Origin of the sequence: Acidaminococcus fermentans DSM 20731 (genome assembly GCF_000025305.1) — a bacterium.
Taxonomy (GTDB): domain Bacteria; phylum Bacillota; class Negativicutes; order Acidaminococcales; family Acidaminococcaceae; genus Acidaminococcus; species Acidaminococcus fermentans.
This window is the reverse complement of record NC_013740.1, coordinates 1,465,526-1,482,804: the sequence shown is the minus strand read 5'-3', so window position 1 is coordinate 1,482,804 and position 17,279 is coordinate 1,465,526. Positions and strand designations below refer to the sequence as shown.

Below are 17,279 nucleotides of genomic sequence, written 5' to 3'. Positions count from 1 at the left end.
ATATATGATACAGAAAATGAAAGTAATAATAAGATAAAGTAAATTGTTTCTGCGAACAAGAAAATTCCGCTGTACTCTGATTCCATCAGAGAAAAGACGGCGCGCAGACTTTACGCTCTGATATCCAGCACAATATTCAGGAGGGGACTGATCATGGGCATTCCGGCAGAACTGGAACTGCTGAAGCACCCTGAACCGGGCCTACGACAACGCCATCCTGCTCCGGGGAAAAGCACATCCGCATCGCCGTGGGCCGGGACGTACGGGACTGTCCCATGAACAGCGGCATCTTCTACGGAAGCGCGGATCAGGAGATCCGGGTGAAGGTGAAGGTGTGGGAGGAGAAATGAAACAGAAGGGGGTGTGAAAAAATGAGAAATCATTTTTTCACACCCCTCTTTTTCACATTTCCTCCAGAAAAGAATGTTCCTTTCCGTTCTGCTTGTATTTCAATACCGTGTCCAGGTTGATGTTTTCCAGGCTGTGGAAGATGTTGGCCGGGACCTGGGGATTCTTTTCCGCCAGGGCGGCGATCAGCTTCTTCACTTCCAGCCTCTTGGAATCGGTGGTCCCGTCGGTGTGGCAGGTGGAGCAGGTTTCCGTGAACTTGCAGGCGCACTGGATGAAATACAGGCCGTTTTCGTCCCGCCAGCTCTTGATGTCCTCCTCCCGGACGTAGTACAGGGGCCGGATCAGCTCCATCCCCGGGCAGCTGGTGCTTTTCAGCCGGGGGAGCATGGTGCGGATGGCGCCGGAATAGAGCATGCTCATGAGATTGGTCTCGATTACGTCGTCGAAATGGTGGCCCAGGGCGATCTTGTTGCAGCCCAGTTCCCGGGCTTTCCGGTACAGATACCCCCGGCGCATCTTGGCGCACAGGTAGCAGGGGGAATCCTCCACATGGAACACCGCTTCGAAGATTTCCGTGGAAAAGAAGGTGAGGGGCACCTGGAGCAGTTTGGCGTTTTCCTCGATGATCTTCCGGTTCATGGCATTGTACCCCGGATCCATGCACAGGAACACCAGGTCGAAGGGAATCTTGTTGTGGCGCTTCAGGTCCTGGAACAGCTTGGCCATAAGCATGGAATCCTTGCCTCCGGAAATGCACACGGCAATCTTGTCCCCGGGCTGGATCATGGCGTAATCACAGATGGCCTGGACGAATTTGCTGGAAATCCGCCGTTTGTATTTCCGGCGCAGGGAGGATTCGATCCGTTTCAGCCGCTGGGAATCTTCCGCCGCCAGGGCGTTTTCCCGTTCCAGCCGTTTTTGGAGCCACAGGGAGTAGCCCCCTGCCAGGGAAACAGCGGTGTATCCCTGGTCCCGGAGATTGGCGGCCAGGCCCAGGCTGATCTTCCCCCACATGCACACCAGGACGATGAGCCGGTCTTCCGGCAGGTCCACGCTGCCTTCCTGGAGCGCCAGGGGGTTCAGGTTCATGGCGCCGGGCACCGTGCCCCGGTCAAAGGCCGCCGGATCCCGGATGTCCGCCAGGAACCGCTGGTCCGGGGAGAGACCCGCCAGTTCCTCCACGGTGATTTCAGTTTTGTCATCCCACTGGGAAAGATTCATGGTCATAGATTCAAAGCTTCCTTTATTGTAGATTGGTTTCCATTGTACCATGGTATAATGAACCTATCAACCAAAAGGGGTGACGGGTATGAAGAAACGGATTTATCTCTGGCTGGGGCCCGGGCTGATGCTGCTGTGCCGGTGGCTGCTGGCTGACGGGTTCGGGGCATCCGGGGCCTGGGCCATCGGGGTGTCACTGTGGATGATCTTCTGGTGGATCACCCGGCCGGTGGGGCTTACGGTGACGGCCCTGCTGCCGGTGGTGGCCAATGCATTTCTCTCCCTGGCTCCCATGGACCGGGTGCTGGCCCAGTATGCCTCCAGCAGCATCGTGCTGCTTTTTGCCGCCACCCTGCTGACCCTGCCCTGGGAACCTATCGGCCTGGACCACCGGATCGCCCTCCGGTGCCTGGCCTTCATCGGACCCAGCATGAAAAGCCAGATTACCGTGTGGTTCCTGGCGTCGGTGCTGTTTTCCATCGTGCTGCCTAATGCGGTGGTGGTGGCCATCTTTACCCCCACGGCCCTGGCCATGGTGAAGGCGGCCGGATACCGGGGCAGCGATCCGGCGGCAGCTCCCATCCTGTGCGCCATTGCTTTCGGTTCCGTGGTGGGGGGCGTGGGGACCCCGGTGGGAGGGGCCATGGACGTGATCGCCGCGGCTCTTTACCAGCAGGCCACCGGGGAGGAATTCCTGTTCACCCGCTGGTTCCTGGCCTTTCTGCCCTACCTGGCCCTGACCACCCTGGCCACCCTGGGGGTCCAGCTGGTCAGGAAAGAACCGGTGGAACAGCTCCAGGGGACCCGGGACTATTTTCTGGAAGAGTGCCGGCAGATGGGGCCCATGACCCGGGAAGAAAAAATCTGTCTGGGGCTGTTCGGACTGGCCCTGACTGGATCCTTCCTGCGGCCGCTGTACGCCGGTCTGCTGCCCGGGCTGCTGCCGGCCTATCTTTACGGCAGCCTGGGGTTCCTGCTGTTTTTCCTCGACGGGAAGGACGGGAAGCCCCTCCTGACCTGGAAACAGGTCCAGGAGCACATGATCTGGGGGGTGCTGATCCTGTTCGCCGGGGGCCTGGCCATGGGGATCCTGCTGGAAGCCTCCGGAGCCAACGGGCAGCTGGCCCGGTGGGCCGGAAAACAGGCCCTGGCACCGGGACTGCCTCTGGCGGCGGGAATCGTGGGGCTGGCGGCCTTTCTCTCGGAAGTATCCAGCATCACCATTTCCTCGGCTCTCACCATCCCCCTGGTGATCACCTATACCCACAGCGCCGGCCTGCCGCTCCTGCCCTGGTGGATGACGGCGGTGATGGGGTTCAACGGGGCCTTCCTGCTGCCCACCGGCATCCGGGCCATCCCCTGCGGCGCCGGCCTGGCTCCGGCCACCCTGTTCCGCCGAGGCCTGCCCCTGTGCCTGGTGCGGGTCCTGTGTGCGGTGGTGATGGGGTGGCTTGCGGGCTGAGTCGGTAAGCCCTCCCTGTTGCCCCTGCCCCGGCCCCATGGTATACTGATAAGAATGAACCAAAGGAGGTTGGCTGTTTTGTCCATGACGGAGGAGAAGAAGAAAAAATCCCGGTTCCGGTCCAGACTCACCTTCCTGCTGCTCACCCTGGCGGTGATCCTGGGGGTGGTGGGCTACACCTACCGGACGGATATCGAAATGCACATCGTCCACCTGAAGCCCCAGCCGGTGCGCCAGGTGGAACTGGGGAAAATGGGACTCCAGCTCCAGCGCTTCAACACCCCGGAGATCACCAGCTACGACGTGGACAAGATCCTCAGCTTCGTGATCCGGGATGACAGATTCTACATCGCCCTCCGGAGCCAGGACGGGGACAGCACCGCGGTCCAGGCCTACCAGCGGAAAGAAGGGAGCCTGTTCCCCCTGCGGAGCTTCGGGAAGAAAGGGACCTGCACCATCCCGGAAAAAATGGTCCTCAGTGTGGACCTGGCCGGCAACGGGGATATCGTCTATGTGAAGAAGGGCATCCACACCCTCCGGGACGGGAACGACATCATCAGCCTGAAGGGGAACACCACCGCCACCCGGGTGGCCTTCCTGCCGGGGTATGAACAGGCCTACCTGTACGGCAACGACAACTTTACCCTGGCGGATTACCGGGACGGGGCCTTTGAGAAGAACCATCCCGCCTTCCTCCACAACCGGGCCAAACCCTTTGCCGGAGGCCTGACCCAGGTGCGGATCACCGGGGACGGCACCATTTACGGGGGCGGGCGGATCAAGCCCAACGGCCTCAACATGGTGGAGGCTTTCAACAGCAAAGGGAAGGCTCTCCGGAGCTTCGGCAGTCCCATCCAGACCGACAAGGATTCCATCTACAATCTGATCGACATGGCGGTGCTGGACCATTACCTGGTGGTCATCGACGGGTTCACCCTGAAGTTCTGGACCCGGGAGGGCCAGTACCTGGGGAACCTGAACAGCTCCAGGGTGCTGGGGGACAACCTGAACTGCGCCAAACTGGCCCCCATCGACGGGAACACCCTGGGGATCCTGGCCTTCGTCCGGAACGCCCAGACCAAGCTGGTGGAGATCCGGATCTTCGCCCTGACGTTCCCCCGGTGAGCCGGCAGCCCATCGGGCTGCGTTTTTCTTCAAAAGCCTCGGCCCATGGCAGAGGGGATCCATCAGCCATTGACCATTGACCATTGACGGGGGCTGCTGCATGTGCAGCAGCCTCCTTTTACCGAAAGGAGCAGCCATGTTCAACATCCTGCACTGCCTCCAGCTGGGGGAAACCATGAGGGACCGGTTCCTGGAACAGGCCCGGGCCCTGCCGTACGGTTCGGCACTGTTTGTGGTGCCCAACCGGTATTTTTTGCAGAAAGTCCGGGAAACCGGCGCCGTCCGGGCGGTGATCATGGACTCCCTGCCCGGGGAGATCCTCCGGTGGAACCGGGCGGAAGGGGAGTTCCGCCGGATCACCCGTCCCGCCCAGAAAAAAATTCTGGAAGACACCCTGGAGAAACTGAAAGACCAGCTGTCTTATTTTTCCGCCCTGGTGGGGAAGGACGGATTCCGGGACAGCCTGCTGGGGCTGTTCGACGAATTTTCCCGGAACGGCCTGGACCCGGATACCTATCAGCGGATCCTGATGAACTGGAACCGGGAAGGGGCACTCCGGAACAAAGACATGGACCTGGCCAAACTGTACCTGGTGTACAGCACCCTGGTCAGCGGTCAGAAACTGGAAGATCTGTCCCAATCCTACGCCCGGGCGGCAAAGGTGCTGGAGGAGGGGGGCTCCGTGCCCTGGCAGCAGTGCTTCTTCAGTGAATTCTACCAGCTGGACCCGGTCCAGCTCCGGCTGCTGAAAGCCCTGGGCCGGTGCTGCCCGGTGGAAATGGGCCTGTTCTATGATCCCAAACGGCCGGAACTGAGCCAGGTGACGGAAAAAATCTACGGGGACCTGCTGGGGGACGGGTTCCAGCCGGTGCCGGAAGAACCGGTGAAGGACAAACCGGAGGATCTGGCCGCCCTGGCCCGGGAATGGAAGCCCGGGGCCAAGTGCGGCCTGGCTGCGGACCACATCCATCTGGGAGAAGGGGCCAGCCAGGAACAGGAGATCCGCCTGGCGCTCACCTCCATCAAGGAACGGCTCCAGGACGGAGTGCAGCCGGAAGAGATCCTGGTGCTGGTCCGGAAACTCCAGGATTACCAGGGCCTGGTCCGGTCCTTTGCCCAGTACGGCATCCCCTGCCGGCTGCCCCTGCCGGCGGACCTGAAAAGCCAGCCCCTGCCGGATTTTCTCACCAAACTGCTGGCGGCGGCCGGGGAAAAATGGGACCTGTCCCTGTGGCAGGCCCTGTTCCGCTGTCCCCTGATGGAGCTGCTGTTCCAGACGGACCGGGAAAATCTGGACTTCCTCTATACCCAGGCGTATTTCTCCAGTGCCGGGGCTTTTCTGGCCCATGTCCGCCGGAAGGAACTGGTTTCTGCCGGGTTCTGGGACCTGGTGGATTTCCTCCAGCAGGACCATACCCCCGAAGCCTGGCGGGACGGACTGACGGAATGGCTGGACCGGTGGCAGCTGGCCCGGACCTGGGGACAGCTCCACAAAGAAGGGAAAGTGGATCTGGACCAGGTGAAGCTCCTGGCCGGCACCGAAGACTTCGTCCGGAAGACCCTGGACAGCCTGGTGAAGACCTGGGAGCAGTGCGGAGAAGAAAAATCCGCCCTGGGCCTGGACAAGATCCGGACCTTCTGGAAGGACAGCCTGGCCCAGGCCTCCCTGCCCCTGACTCCGGGAGAACCCCGGGGGATCCCGGTGCGGGAAGCCGGGGAGATCCAGGGGGCGGCCTTTCCCTATGTGTACATCCTGGGGGTGCGGGAAGGGATGTTCCCGGCGGTGAAGCGGGAAAGCTGGCTGTACAGCGACCAGGAACGGGCGGAACTGAACGCCCTGGGGCTGGAGCTGAGCCTGACTGCCCGGGCCCTGGACACGGACCGGTACTTTTTCGGGTCCGCCGCAGCTCTGGCCTCTCGGGAGCTCCATCTCAGCTGGTACAGTGATGAGGAAGGGGGGGCCAGCCCCTACATCACCGGGCTGGACCATTTCTATGCCCCGGACAGCCTGCCGGTGACCGTGTATGAAGCCGATCCGGACCGGTGTGCCAGCCCGGCCCTTTTGACCAATTGCCTGGCGGAACAGGAATGGCTGGGGCCCCGGGAAAAAGAAACCCTGCTGGCCGCCGTGGGAACGGACTTTTCAGATCGGACCCAATCCGCCCGCCGGCGCTGGGAAGAACCGGACAGTCCCTGGAACGGCACGGTGCCCGGGGTGGTGAAGAAGCCCCTCCATCTGTCCGCTTCCAGCCTGGACGCCTTTTTGCAGTGTCCCTTTGCCGCTCTGGTAAGCCGGGTGTGGAAGCTGGTCCCCTGGGAGGAACAGGAGCCCTGGCCGGCACCGGATGTGGTGGGGAACCTGCTCCACCAGACCCTGGCCGCTTTCCTGGGGAACCATCTCCAGACCGGACTGGAAGCAAAGGATCGGGAAATCCTGGAGCAGGAACTGGAACAGGTCTATCAGGGCATCTTCGACCGGTTCCATCAGGAAGGAAAGATCCCGGACAGCCCCCTTCTGGACCATATCCGGGAACGGTACGGGAAAGAGCTCCGGACCTGGCTCCGGGGGGAACTGGATTATGAAGCCCGGGATCAGCTGGGCCTGAAGCCCTGGAAGGTGGAATGGAGCTTCGGTCGGGAGCACAGTCCCTGGCCGGCCCTTACCCGGACCGTGGACGGAAAAAAAGTGTGGTTTTCCGGCCAGATCGACCGGATCGACAGCAACGGAAAAACCTGGTCCCTGCTGGATTACAAAACCGGACAGCCCCCCACCGGCCAGGACATCCTCCAGGGCCGGGCGGTGCAGCTGCCCCTGTATCTGGAGGCTCTGGCGGTCCTGGGAGAAGTGGATCCGGAAGCCATCCTGGGGGGCGGCTATGTGCAGCTCTGTTCCGGGGAACGGAAAGGGGGCATCTGGGACAAGGCGGTGAAGGATGCCTTCCCCTGGATGCAGAAGGCCCGTCCCCCGGAGAAAAAGCAGGCCCTGGAAGCCGCCCAACAGGCGATGGATCAGGCAGTCCGGGAGATCCGGGAAGGGAAGTTCCCGGCCCGTCCCTCCGGAACCTGTCCCGGCTGGTGTCCGGCCCGGGACCTGTGCCGGATCGGGGAGAATCCCCACAGGACAGAAACAGTGAAGGAAGAGGAGTGATACCATGGCCAGTTTTACCCCACAGCAGCAGGAAGCCATCTCCACCCTGGACCGGAACGTGTCGGTATCCGCCGGCGCCGGTTCCGGCAAGACCCGGGTGCTGGTGGAACGGTTCCTGAAGATCCTCCAGGAGCGGAAGGCCACCGCCCAGGAAATCCTGGCCATCACCTTTACCCGGAAAGCCGCCCGGGAAATGCGGGAACGGGTCCAGAAAGGGATCCTGGACCGGCTGGGAGCGGCCGCCGAGCCGGAAGAAAAAGCCTACTGGCAGGAGCAGCTCCAGCTGGCGGACCGGGCGCCCATCACCACCATCGACAGCTTCTGTTCCCAGGTGCTCCGGGAAAACCCGGTGGAGGCCGGGCTGGACCCCAATTTCGCCGTGAAGGAAGAATACCAGATCCGGGCCTTCCGGGAAGAGACCGCCCAGGCCTTTGTCCAGAAGGAAATCCAGCAGCAGGACGGGGACCTGGCCGCCTTGCTGGACCTATATCCGGCGGACCGGCTGGCCAGGATCCTGGTGGCCCTCATCGATGACTTGCCGGAGATCCTGGCCCTGCCCGGAGGCCTGGCCGCCCCCTATGAAGTCAGCCTGGGAGGAGAAGAAGCGGGGAAAATCGAAGCAGAAGGGGCCCTGGATGCCCTGCTGGAGAGCCGGGACCTGGCAGGCCCCAAAAGCCGGGCGAAACTGGATGCCCTGGCAGACCAGCGGGAAGCCATCCACCAGTGGATCGCCGCCGGGGAGTATAGTAAGGCCTCCGCTGCCCTGAAGCCTGTTTCCGCCACCGGGAAGATCAAAGACCTGGTGAAGGAAGCCAAAGAGGCCCTGGCCCGGCTGGAAACCCTCTCTTTGGACGGGGCGGGGGCGGAGCAGGCCCGGCACTGGGAGAATCTGCTGGGCCGGTTCCGCCAGGCCCTGCTGGATGCCGCCGAAAGCCGGGAAATCTACAGCTTCGGCTATCTCTCCGGACGGGCGGTGGAGCTGCTGGAAAAGCGGCCCAATGTGCTCTTCCGGTACAAAAGCCGGTTCCGGTACCTGATGGTGGACGAATTCCAGGACACCAACGAAGAACAGAAAAGACTGGTGTACCTGCTCAGCGGGGGCAGCAGCCGGAGCCTCCAGGGACGGAACCTGTTCGTGGTGGGGGATGCCAAGCAGTCCATCTACCGGTTCCGGGGAGCGGATGTCAGCGTGTTCCGGCAGGTACGGGACGCCATCGGTGAGACCGGCGGGGACAACATCGTCATGGACGACAACTTCCGGTCCGCTCCGGAAATCATCGAAGCCTGCAACACCCTGTTCGACGATCTGCTGGGCACCGACAGCCGGTCCGACGTGACCGCCCAGCCCCTCCATCCCCACCAGCCCTCTTCCCGGAAGCCTGTGTTCGCGGTGCTGAAGAAGGGAGAGTGCACCCTGGAGGAATGCCAGCAGGCGGAAGGACGGTACGTGGCCCAGGCCATCCGGCAGCTCCGGGAAGACACCGGGCTCCCCTACGGCCAGATGGCCATCCTGCTGCCGGCTATCCATCTGTCCCGGCAGTATGAGGAAGCCCTGACCGCCCTGGGCATCAAAAGCCAGGTCAGCGACGGCAAGGGATTCTACGAACGGCAGGAGGTGGTGGACTGGATCAGCCTGCTGACCTTCCTGCTGAACCCCCGGAAGGACTGGGCCCTGGCCGGGTTCCTCCGGTCCCCCTACGCCGGGATCAGCGACCGGCAGCTGACGGACCTGCTGAAGCCCTGGCCGGAACTGAGCCTGTGGGAAAGCCTCCGGCAGAGCCTGGAAGAACCCTTCGTGACCCTCTCCCGGAAGCTGGAAGCCCTGCACCGGACGGCCCTGTTCCAGTCCCTGCCGGAACTGATGGATGCCTTCCAGGAAGCCTTTGCGGTGGAACCCACCCTGCTGGCCCAGCGGGGAGGACGGGAAAAACTGGCCAACTTCCGGAAGCTCCGGGCCCTGGGGGTGAAGGGAGCCATGGAAGACGGGGATACGGCCCGGGATTTCCTGGACCGGCTGAACCTGATGCGCCGGCTCTCCGCCCGGGAAAGCGCCGCCAACCAGGAAGCGGATCCGGAAGCGGTGCAAATCATGACCATCCACAAATCCAAGGGGCTGGAATTTCCGGCGGTTTTCCTGCCGGATCTGTCCAAAAAGAATCACAACGATACCCTGGGAATCCAGTTCCTGCCCGGCCAGGGATTCGGGGTCAGGGTGCCCGATGCCCAGGGGAATCTGCTGGAAACCTCCGTGTACACCCGGCTGAAAGGGGAAAAAGCACGGCTGGAACGGGCGGAGAAACAGCGGCAGCTGTATGTGGCCATGACCCGGGCGGAAAAATACCTGTACCTGATCAATGTGGATGAAAGCAAAGAAGGAAGCAGGCCCCCGGATCCGGACAAGGAAAAATGGGGCCAGTCCCTCCAGCGGGTCTTTGCGCCGGAAGGGCCCCACGGGGACCAGATGGACTGGGAAAAACTGGATGTGGCGGAGATCTTGGAGAACCAGGAGACCGGACAGCCGGGAGCCGGGGAGGCTTTTGTGCTGGATCCTGCGGTGTATGACCGGGGCCGGCCGGTGACCGTGCCCCGGGACCTGGAACTGTCTGCCAGCGCCCTGCTGGAATACGATACCTGTCCCCGGAGCTTCTACTACCATTATTTCCGCCACATGCCCGGAATCGATCCGGAAACGGTGGGAGAAGGGTCCCACCGGATCTCTGCCATCGATCTGGGGACCTATGTGCACCGGGTGCTGGAACTGCTCCAGGAAGAGCCGGAAGAAGAGGCCCTGGCCGAAGCCCTGGAAGTGCTGGACCGGACCGGGGCGGAGAAGAAGGTATTCGCCCGGGAAGGACGGAAACTGGTGGAACAGTACTGTGCCAGCCCCCTGTACCAGGAACTGAAGGACCTGCCCGCCCAGGCGGAACGGGATTTCGCCCTGCCCCTGTTCCAACTGGAGCAGGGACGGGCGGTGTTCCAGGGAAGTGTGGACAGACTGGTGACCCTGCCGGACGGCCGGCTGGGGATCGTGGATTACAAAACCGGCCATCCGCCGACGGATGGGGAGGAAAAGCAGGGATATACCCGGCAGCTGACCATCTATGCCCTGGCGGCGGAAATCCTGTATCCGGGGCAGAAAGTGGCCTGGGCCCGGCTCCATTTCCTCCAGGACTGCTCCTCCTGGGAACTGAAGGACCGGGAGCAGGAAGAGGAAAAGCTGAAGGCCCTGGTGGAAAACCTCCTCATCTGGGACAAAGAAGAACAGTTCCCCGCCAGGAAGGAAGGATGCCAGTGGTGTCCGTACCGGTATTTCTGTCCGGAGGGGACAGGAGAGCAGCCGGCAGTTGACCGCTGACCGTTGACAGGGGTGTTGCCCATGCAACACCCCTCTTTTAAAATCCTTTAATTTTCTGTCGATTCATGGTAAAATGACCGTTGTAGTATGTTCGAAGGAGGCTTTCTGTGGCTGTACGGGGAATTTTATTTGACTTTGACGGGACGCTGGCCAACACCACGCCCCTGATCCTGGCCACTTTCCATCAGACCCTGGACCATTTCGTCCCGGAACGGAAGGTGGAGGACCAGGCCATCATCAACACCTTCGGCCTTCCCCTGCGGGAGGGCCTGGCAGGGCTGGCCGGCTGCACCGACCCGGCGGAACTGGACCGGATGACGGCCTATTACCGCCAGTACAACACCGCCTGGCATGATGAAATGATCCGCCCCTTTCCCGGGGTGAAGGAAGGGCTCACCGCCCTGCGCCGGGCCGGGGTTCCCATGGCCATCGTCACCAGCAAGTTCAAGGCCAGCTGCCAGCGGGGACTCCGGTGCCTGGGGCTGGAGGACTGCATCGACGGCATCATCGGATGCCAGGAGTGCACCGCCCACAAACCGGATCCGGAACCCATGGAAAAGGGCCTGGAGCTGCTGGGGCTCCGGGGGGAGGAATGCCTCTGTGTGGGAGACAGCCCCTATGACCTGGTCAGCGGCAAAAAAGCCGGCTGCCGGACGGTGAAAGTGGGCTGGACCTCCTTCTCCCAGGATTTCTTCGACCGGTTCATCCGGCCCGACCATACCATCGGCACCCTGAAAGACCTGCTTTCCTTCGTGGAACCATCAAAACCAGAGAGGTGATTGCATTGCGCAAAATCGGGATCATCGGCGGCACCGGGGTGGAGGACGCCTCCGCCTTCGGGAAGCTGGCTCCTCTTACGGTGGAAACGCCCTTCGGCCAGGCCCGCTGCCTGAAGGGGACCGCCGCCGGCCATGAGATCTATTTCCTGGCCCGGCACGGCCTGGACCACAGCGTCCCGCCCCACAAGATCAATTACCGGGCCAACATCTTTGCCCTGAAAAAACTGGGGGTCACGGAGATCCTGTCCTTTACGGCAGTGGGATCCCTGAACCGGGGACTGCCTCCCGGCACCTTTGTGGTGACCAGCCAGCTGCTGGACTTTACCAAAAGCCGGGTGAACACCTTCTTCAACGGGGAAAACGGCCAGGTGGCCCATGTGGATTTCGCCCAGCCCTACTGCCCGGCTCTCCGGGAACGGCTGAACCGCTGCCTGGTGAAACTGGGGCTCCGGCACAGCAAACAGGGGACCTACGTGGTCACCGAAGGGCCCCGGTACGAAACTGCGGCGGAAGTGCGGATGTATGCCGCCATGGGAGGCGATGTGGCCGGCATGACCAACATGCCGGAAGCGGTGCTGGCCCGGGAAGCGGAAATCTGCTATGCCAACTGCTCCGTGGTCACCAACATGGGGTCGGGGCTGGCGGTCCGGTCCCTGTCCCACGAAGAAGTGACGGAAGCCATGGAACGGCTGGAAAAGCAGATCCTGGCGGTGATCGAAGCCTATGTGAACGATGACGGTCCCCTGACCCACAGCTGCCAGTGCCGGGAAGCCCTGAAGGAATACGGGGGATTCCGGCTGGAAGCCTTCGGCGGGGATGCAAAGGAGGAATGACGGGGCATTATGGTCTATGATATTGCAATCAAGGATGTGGAACTGACGGAACCCGGGGACGGGACCCTGTTCAACATCGGGATCAACGGCAGCACCATCGGGTATGTGGGCACGGACCCGGTGGAAGGAAAAACCGTGCTGGACGGCCGGGATCACCTGGCGGTGCCCGGGTGGGTGAACGCCCATACCCATGTGGCCATGACCCTGTTCCGCAGCTATGCCGACGACATGGCCCTGATGGACTGGCTCCAGAACCGTATCTGGCCCCTGGAAGCCAGACTGGACGGCCGGGCGGTGTACTGGGGGAGCCTGCTGGGCATCGGAGAGATGATCCGCACCGGCACCACCTGTTTCGCCGACATGTATTTCTTTATGGAAGAGACCGCCAAGGCGGCGGCGGACAGCGGCATCCGGGCCGTATTGTCCCGGGGGCTCACCGGCAGCAGCCCGGAAGACGGAGCCGCCCGGCTGGAAGAGAACACCCAGCTGTACAAAACCTGGAACGGAGCCCAGAACGGCCGGATCACCGTGATGTTCGGGCCCCACGCTCCCTACACCTGCAGCCCGGACTACCTGAAGACCGTCATTGCCCGGGCCCGGGAACTGGGTGCGGAGATCCACATGCATCTGGCGGAGACCGCCGGGGAAGTGGCGGACTGCCTGAAACAGTACGGCAAGAGCCCCATCGCCCTGATGGAGGAACTGGGGATGTTCGAAGGGGGAACCCTGGCGGCCCACTGCGTCCATGTGGATGAGGCGGACCAGGACATCCTGGCCCGGCACGGGGTCCGGGTGGCCCACAACCCCCAGAGCAACCTGAAACTGGCCAGCGGCATCGCTCCGGTGGCCAGCATGCTGAAAAAAGGCATCACCGTGGGCCTGGGCACCGACGGGGCCAGCAGCAACAACAACCTGGACATGCTGGAGGAAGTGCGGCTGGCGGCCATGCTGGCCAAGACCCAGTCCGGGGATCCCAAGGCGGTACCGGCCTCCCAGGCCCTGGCCATGGGCACCTGGATGGGCGCCAAAGCCGTGGGGCTGAAGGACACCGGGAAGCTGGAAGTGGGACAGAAGGCGGACATCGTATTGTACAATATGGATTCGCCCGCCTGGTACCCCCGGCACGACCGGACGTCCCTCCTGGTGTACGCCGCATCCTCCGCGGATGTGGACACGGTGCTGGTGGACGGCAACATCCTGCTGCGCAAAGGAGAACTGACCACCATCGACCTGGAAAAAGTCACTGCGGAAGTGGGACAGTGCTTGAAGGAAATGACAGCCAGTGCAGAGTGAAGAGTGGGGGGGCCGTTGGCCGAACCCCACCACCGTCCTGACGGACGGTCCCCCGCCCCTTGCAGGGGACGGACAGCCCTTCGGGCGAAATAACCAGGACGGGCTCCCGGCTGTGGAGCCCCTGCGGCATTGACGATGGATCATCGGGACCGTAGGGGCCGCACGCCGGGCGGCCCCCCTCGATGAACGACTCACGATGAACGACTCACGATGAACGATTCACGATGAACGACAATAAAGGAGTGTTTGGTGTGGCAAAGATCTTGAAAAAACTGCAGCTGGCACCTGCAGTCTGGGAATTTGAAGTGGATGCGCCTCTGATTGCGCACAAATGCAAACCGGGACAGTTCGTCATGGTACTGGTGGACGAAACCAGCGAACGGATCCCTCTGACCATTGGTGATTTCGACCGGGAAAAAGGCACCATCACCCTGATGGTCCAGGCGGTGGGGAACACCACCCGGCATCTGTGCGAGGATTTCGCCCAGGGAGACGAGATCCAGCACATCCTGGGGCCTCTGGGCCAGCCTTCTGAAATGGGCAGATTCGGCACTGTGGTCATGGTCTGCGGGGGCATCGGCGTGGCGCCGGTCCATCCCATTGCCCGGGCCTACCACGAACTGGGCAACAAGGTGATCACCATCATCGGGGGCCGGCACAAGGATCTGATCCTGTGGCGGGACCGGATGGAAAAGATCAGCGATGAAGTGATCATCACCACCGATGACGGGTCCGAAGGCATCAGGGGCTTTGTCACCGATCCTCTCCGGAAAATGCTGGAAGAAGGGAACCATCCGGACCTGGTGGTGGCCATCGGCCCCATCATCATGATGATGAACGTGGCCAAGGTCACCCAGCCTTACAACGTGAAGACCACCGCCAGCCTCAGCTGCCTCATGGTGGACGGCACCGGCATGTGCGGCGGCTGCCGGGTGCAGGTGGGGGGCGAAAGCAAATTCACCTGCTGTGACGGGCCGGAATTCGATGCCCATCAGGTGGATTTCAAAAATCTGATGCAGCGTTCCAAGATGTACAAGGACCAGGAAGCAGTAGAATACAGTTGCGGGGGGCATTGCAGATGCGTGGAGGAATGAGAAATCCCATGCCGGAACAGCCGGCGGATGTACGGAACCATAACTTTGAAGAAGTGGCCCTGGGCTACCCGGAAGACGTGGCGGTGGACGAAGCCCAGCGCTGCCTCAACTGCAAGAATCCCCAGTGCGTCAAGGGCTGCCCGGTGAACGTGGATATCCCCCAGTTCATCCATGCGGTGACGGAACGGGATTTTGACGGAGCCATCCACATCCTGAAGAACAAGAACTCCCTGCCCGCTGTGTGCGGCCGGGTGTGCCCCCAGGAAAACCAGTGCGAAAAACACTGCATCCTGGGCATCAAGGGAGAACCGGTGGCCATCGGCCGTCTGGAACGGTTCGTGGCGGACCGGGCCCGGGAAGCGGGCACGGATATCGTGAAAGAAGGCCTGGCACCCAAGAACGGCATCAAAGTGGCCGTGGTGGGGGGCGGACCTTCCTGCCTCACCGCCGCCGGGGACCTGGCCAAACTGGGCTATGACGTGACGCTGTTCGAAGCCCTCCACAAGGTGGGCGGGGTGCTCATGTACGGCATTCCCGAATTCCGTCTGCCCAAGGCCATCGTCCAGCACGAAATCCAGCAGCTGAAGGAACTGGGCGTGAAGATCATGACCGATGTGGTGATCGGCCGCACCTTCACCCTCCACGAACTTCTGGGCGAAGAAGGATTCCAGGCCGTGTACGTGGGCACCGGCGCCGGGCTGCCCCATTTCATGCGGATCCCCGGAGAAGCCCTGAACGGGGTGTATGCCGCCAACGAATTCCTCACCCGGGTGAACCTGATGGGAGCCTGGAAGTTCCCGAAAATGGCCACCCCCGTGTATGTGGGGAAGAACGTGGCCGTAGTGGGGGCCGGCAACGTGGCCATGGATGCCGCCCGGACCGCCAAGCGGCTGGGGGCGGAAAACGTCTATGTGGTGTACCGCCGGAGCGAAGCGGAAATGCCCGCCCGGAAGGAAGAAATCGCCCACGCCAAGGCGGAAGGCATCGAACTCCACATGCTGAACAACCCGGTGAAGATCCTGGGCAACGAAGAGGGCTGGGTCACCGGCATCGAATGTGTCCGGACGGAACTGGGCGAACCGGATGCCTCCGGCCGCCGGAGCCCGGTGGAAATCCCCGGCTCCAACCATGTGTTTGACGTGGACATGGTGGTGATGGCCATCGGCCAGGGGCCCAACCCCCTGCTGAAGCACACCACCCCGGACCTGGTGACCAACCGGAAAGGGCTCATTACCGTGGACGAAAAAGAAGAAACCTTCATTCCGGGGGTCTTTGCCGGGGGCGATATCGTCACCGGGGCTGCGACGGTGATTTCCGCCATGGGGGCCGGCAAGAAGGCTGCCCGGGAAATCGACGCCTATCTGAAAGAAAAATTAGGGAAGTAACAGAAGGAATGAACAAACTGAAACGATGGGGGCTGGCGGCGGCCGTCCTGTGCCTGGGACTGATCCAGGCCGGGACTGCCGGAGCGGCAGCGCCCAAAAACACCTATAAACCGGCCAGCGGGGGCTATACCCTGACGGTACCCCCCGGCAGCCGGGAGATTTACCATACCTCCACAGGGATCCGGTTCACCGTGGGGAAGGATTTTCTGGTCAGTGCGGATCTGTACACCCTGCCCAGTTTCGTATCCGTCCCCATGAAGCAGTATTCCTCGGAGCAGAAGAAAGATTTCAAGAAGTTCCTGGGGAAGATCCAGGACCAGGAAAACGACACCATCCAGGATGAGGGCAGCTCCCGGAATTTCGGCAGCCAGCCCGCCCTGGACGGGATCCTGGGGGAAAAGCTCCGGAAATACCGGGCCACCTCCGGGGAACAGGAACCCAGAAAGAAGGACAAAAAGGAACAGGACAGCTACACCTATGTGGCGGTACCCCAGGACAAGCTGCGGACCCACCGGCCCTTCCTGATCGGCCGGGCCTACCAGCCGGAAAAGAACGTGCTGCTGGTGGTGAACGTGAGCGCTCCGGAAAACCTGGAAGCCGCGGCCCGGGCTGCCCTCCAGTCCCTGTGCGCCGATCTGACCCTTTCCCGGGTGAAGTACACCGAAGTGAACCTTCTGACGGTGCCGGGGATGGGCTATGAAATGGAGATCCCCAGTGGCTGGCGGATGTACACCCTCCGGGCGGACAATGTGCTCCTGGGCCGGTCTCTCAGCAGCGTCCATACCGACGGGCTGCTGATCCGGGAATTTTCCGATGACACCTTTGCGGAACTGGGGAATTCCACCCCGGAAGGGCTGAAGGAAGCGGAAGACGCCTTCATCCAGAAAGTGACCCGGTACACCCCCAACATCACCGTGCTCCGGCACCAGCCCATTTCCGTGGGCAGCCTGAACGGCAGCATGTCCGAATGCACCGACAGCGGGGACCTGAAGAAAGTGTTCGTGGTGAACACCTATCTGATGAACGCCCGGGGCAACGGGTACATGATCCGGTACCAGACCGATGACACCATCAACTACGACCTGAAACTGAAAGCCTTCAAACAGTCCGTGGAAAGCTTCAGCCTGCTCCAGAACAACGACGGCAGCGGCTTGAAGCCGGAGAGGGATATGTAGGATTTTGGTTGACAGTTGACAGCTGACCATTGACAGGGGGTGTGAAAGTTATTTTTTC

Annotated in this window: 11 protein-coding genes; 10 read left to right on the top strand and 1 reads right to left on the bottom strand. The window is 61.9% G+C overall.

Annotated elements, in window-relative coordinates:
* Window positions 1-402 precede the first annotated feature (402 nt).
* Entirely contained in the window at window positions 403-1,578 is a 1,176-nt protein-coding gene (locus ACFER_RS06805; RefSeq protein WP_012938684.1) for a PP-loop family protein, read from the bottom strand.
* Between the two features lie 82 nt (window positions 1,579-1,660).
* On the opposite strand from ACFER_RS06805, the gene ACFER_RS06800 reads away from it, so the two are divergent.
* The 10 genes from ACFER_RS06800 to ACFER_RS06755 all read left to right on the top strand — a co-directional run bounded on the left by ACFER_RS06800 (window position 1,661) and on the right by ACFER_RS06755 (window position 17,221).
* The gene (locus ACFER_RS06800; protein ID WP_012938683.1) at window positions 1,661-3,034 is read left to right on the top strand and encodes an SLC13 family permease; all 1,374 of its coding nucleotides are present in this window, start codon (window positions 1,661-1,663) and stop codon (window positions 3,032-3,034) included.
* An 84-nt stretch (window positions 3,035-3,118) separates the two neighbouring features.
* Complete coding sequence (locus tag ACFER_RS06795) at window positions 3,119-4,159, top strand: hypothetical protein (protein ID WP_049763489.1); 1,041 nt, start codon at window positions 3,119-3,121, stop codon at window positions 4,157-4,159.
* A 136-nt stretch (window positions 4,160-4,295) separates the two neighbouring features.
* Complete coding sequence (locus tag ACFER_RS06790) at window positions 4,296-7,307, top strand: PD-(D/E)XK nuclease family protein (RefSeq protein WP_012938681.1); 3,012 nt, start codon at window positions 4,296-4,298, stop codon at window positions 7,305-7,307.
* 4 nt (window positions 7,308-7,311) lie between these two features.
* On the top strand, window positions 7,312-10,662 hold the full coding sequence (locus tag ACFER_RS06785; protein WP_012938680.1) for a UvrD-helicase domain-containing protein: 3,351 nt from the start codon (window positions 7,312-7,314) through the stop codon (window positions 10,660-10,662).
* 107 nt (window positions 10,663-10,769) lie between these two features.
* A complete protein-coding gene (locus tag ACFER_RS06780) occupies window positions 10,770-11,441 on the top strand; it encodes an HAD-IA family hydrolase (protein WP_012938679.1) in 672 nt (223 codons plus the stop codon).
* 5 nt (window positions 11,442-11,446) lie between these two features.
* Window positions 11,447-12,274 carry an S-methyl-5'-thioadenosine phosphorylase gene (mtnP, locus tag ACFER_RS06775; protein ID WP_012938678.1) on the top strand — a complete coding sequence of 276 codons (828 nt, stop codon included), beginning with the start codon at window positions 11,447-11,449 and terminating at the stop codon, window positions 12,272-12,274.
* Between the two features lie 9 nt (window positions 12,275-12,283).
* Window positions 12,284-13,567: an amidohydrolase gene (locus ACFER_RS06770; protein ID WP_012938677.1), complete on the top strand. Its 1,284-nt coding sequence runs from the start codon at window positions 12,284-12,286 to the stop codon at window positions 13,565-13,567.
* A 251-nt stretch (window positions 13,568-13,818) separates the two neighbouring features.
* Entirely contained in the window at window positions 13,819-14,661 is an 843-nt protein-coding gene (locus ACFER_RS06765; RefSeq protein ID WP_012938676.1) for a sulfide/dihydroorotate dehydrogenase-like FAD/NAD-binding protein, read from the top strand.
* Window positions 14,646-16,046, top strand: a complete 1,401-nt coding sequence (gltA, locus tag ACFER_RS06760; RefSeq protein ID WP_041666216.1) for an NADPH-dependent glutamate synthase — start codon at window positions 14,646-14,648, stop codon at window positions 16,044-16,046. Before ACFER_RS06765 ends, gltA begins: the two co-directional genes overlap by 16 nt.
* Window positions 16,047-16,054: 8 nt before the next feature.
* The gene (locus ACFER_RS06755; RefSeq protein WP_012938674.1) at window positions 16,055-17,221 is read left to right on the top strand and encodes a hypothetical protein; all 1,167 of its coding nucleotides are present in this window, start codon (window positions 16,055-16,057) and stop codon (window positions 17,219-17,221) included.
* The last annotated feature ends 58 nt before the right edge of the window (window positions 17,222-17,279 follow it).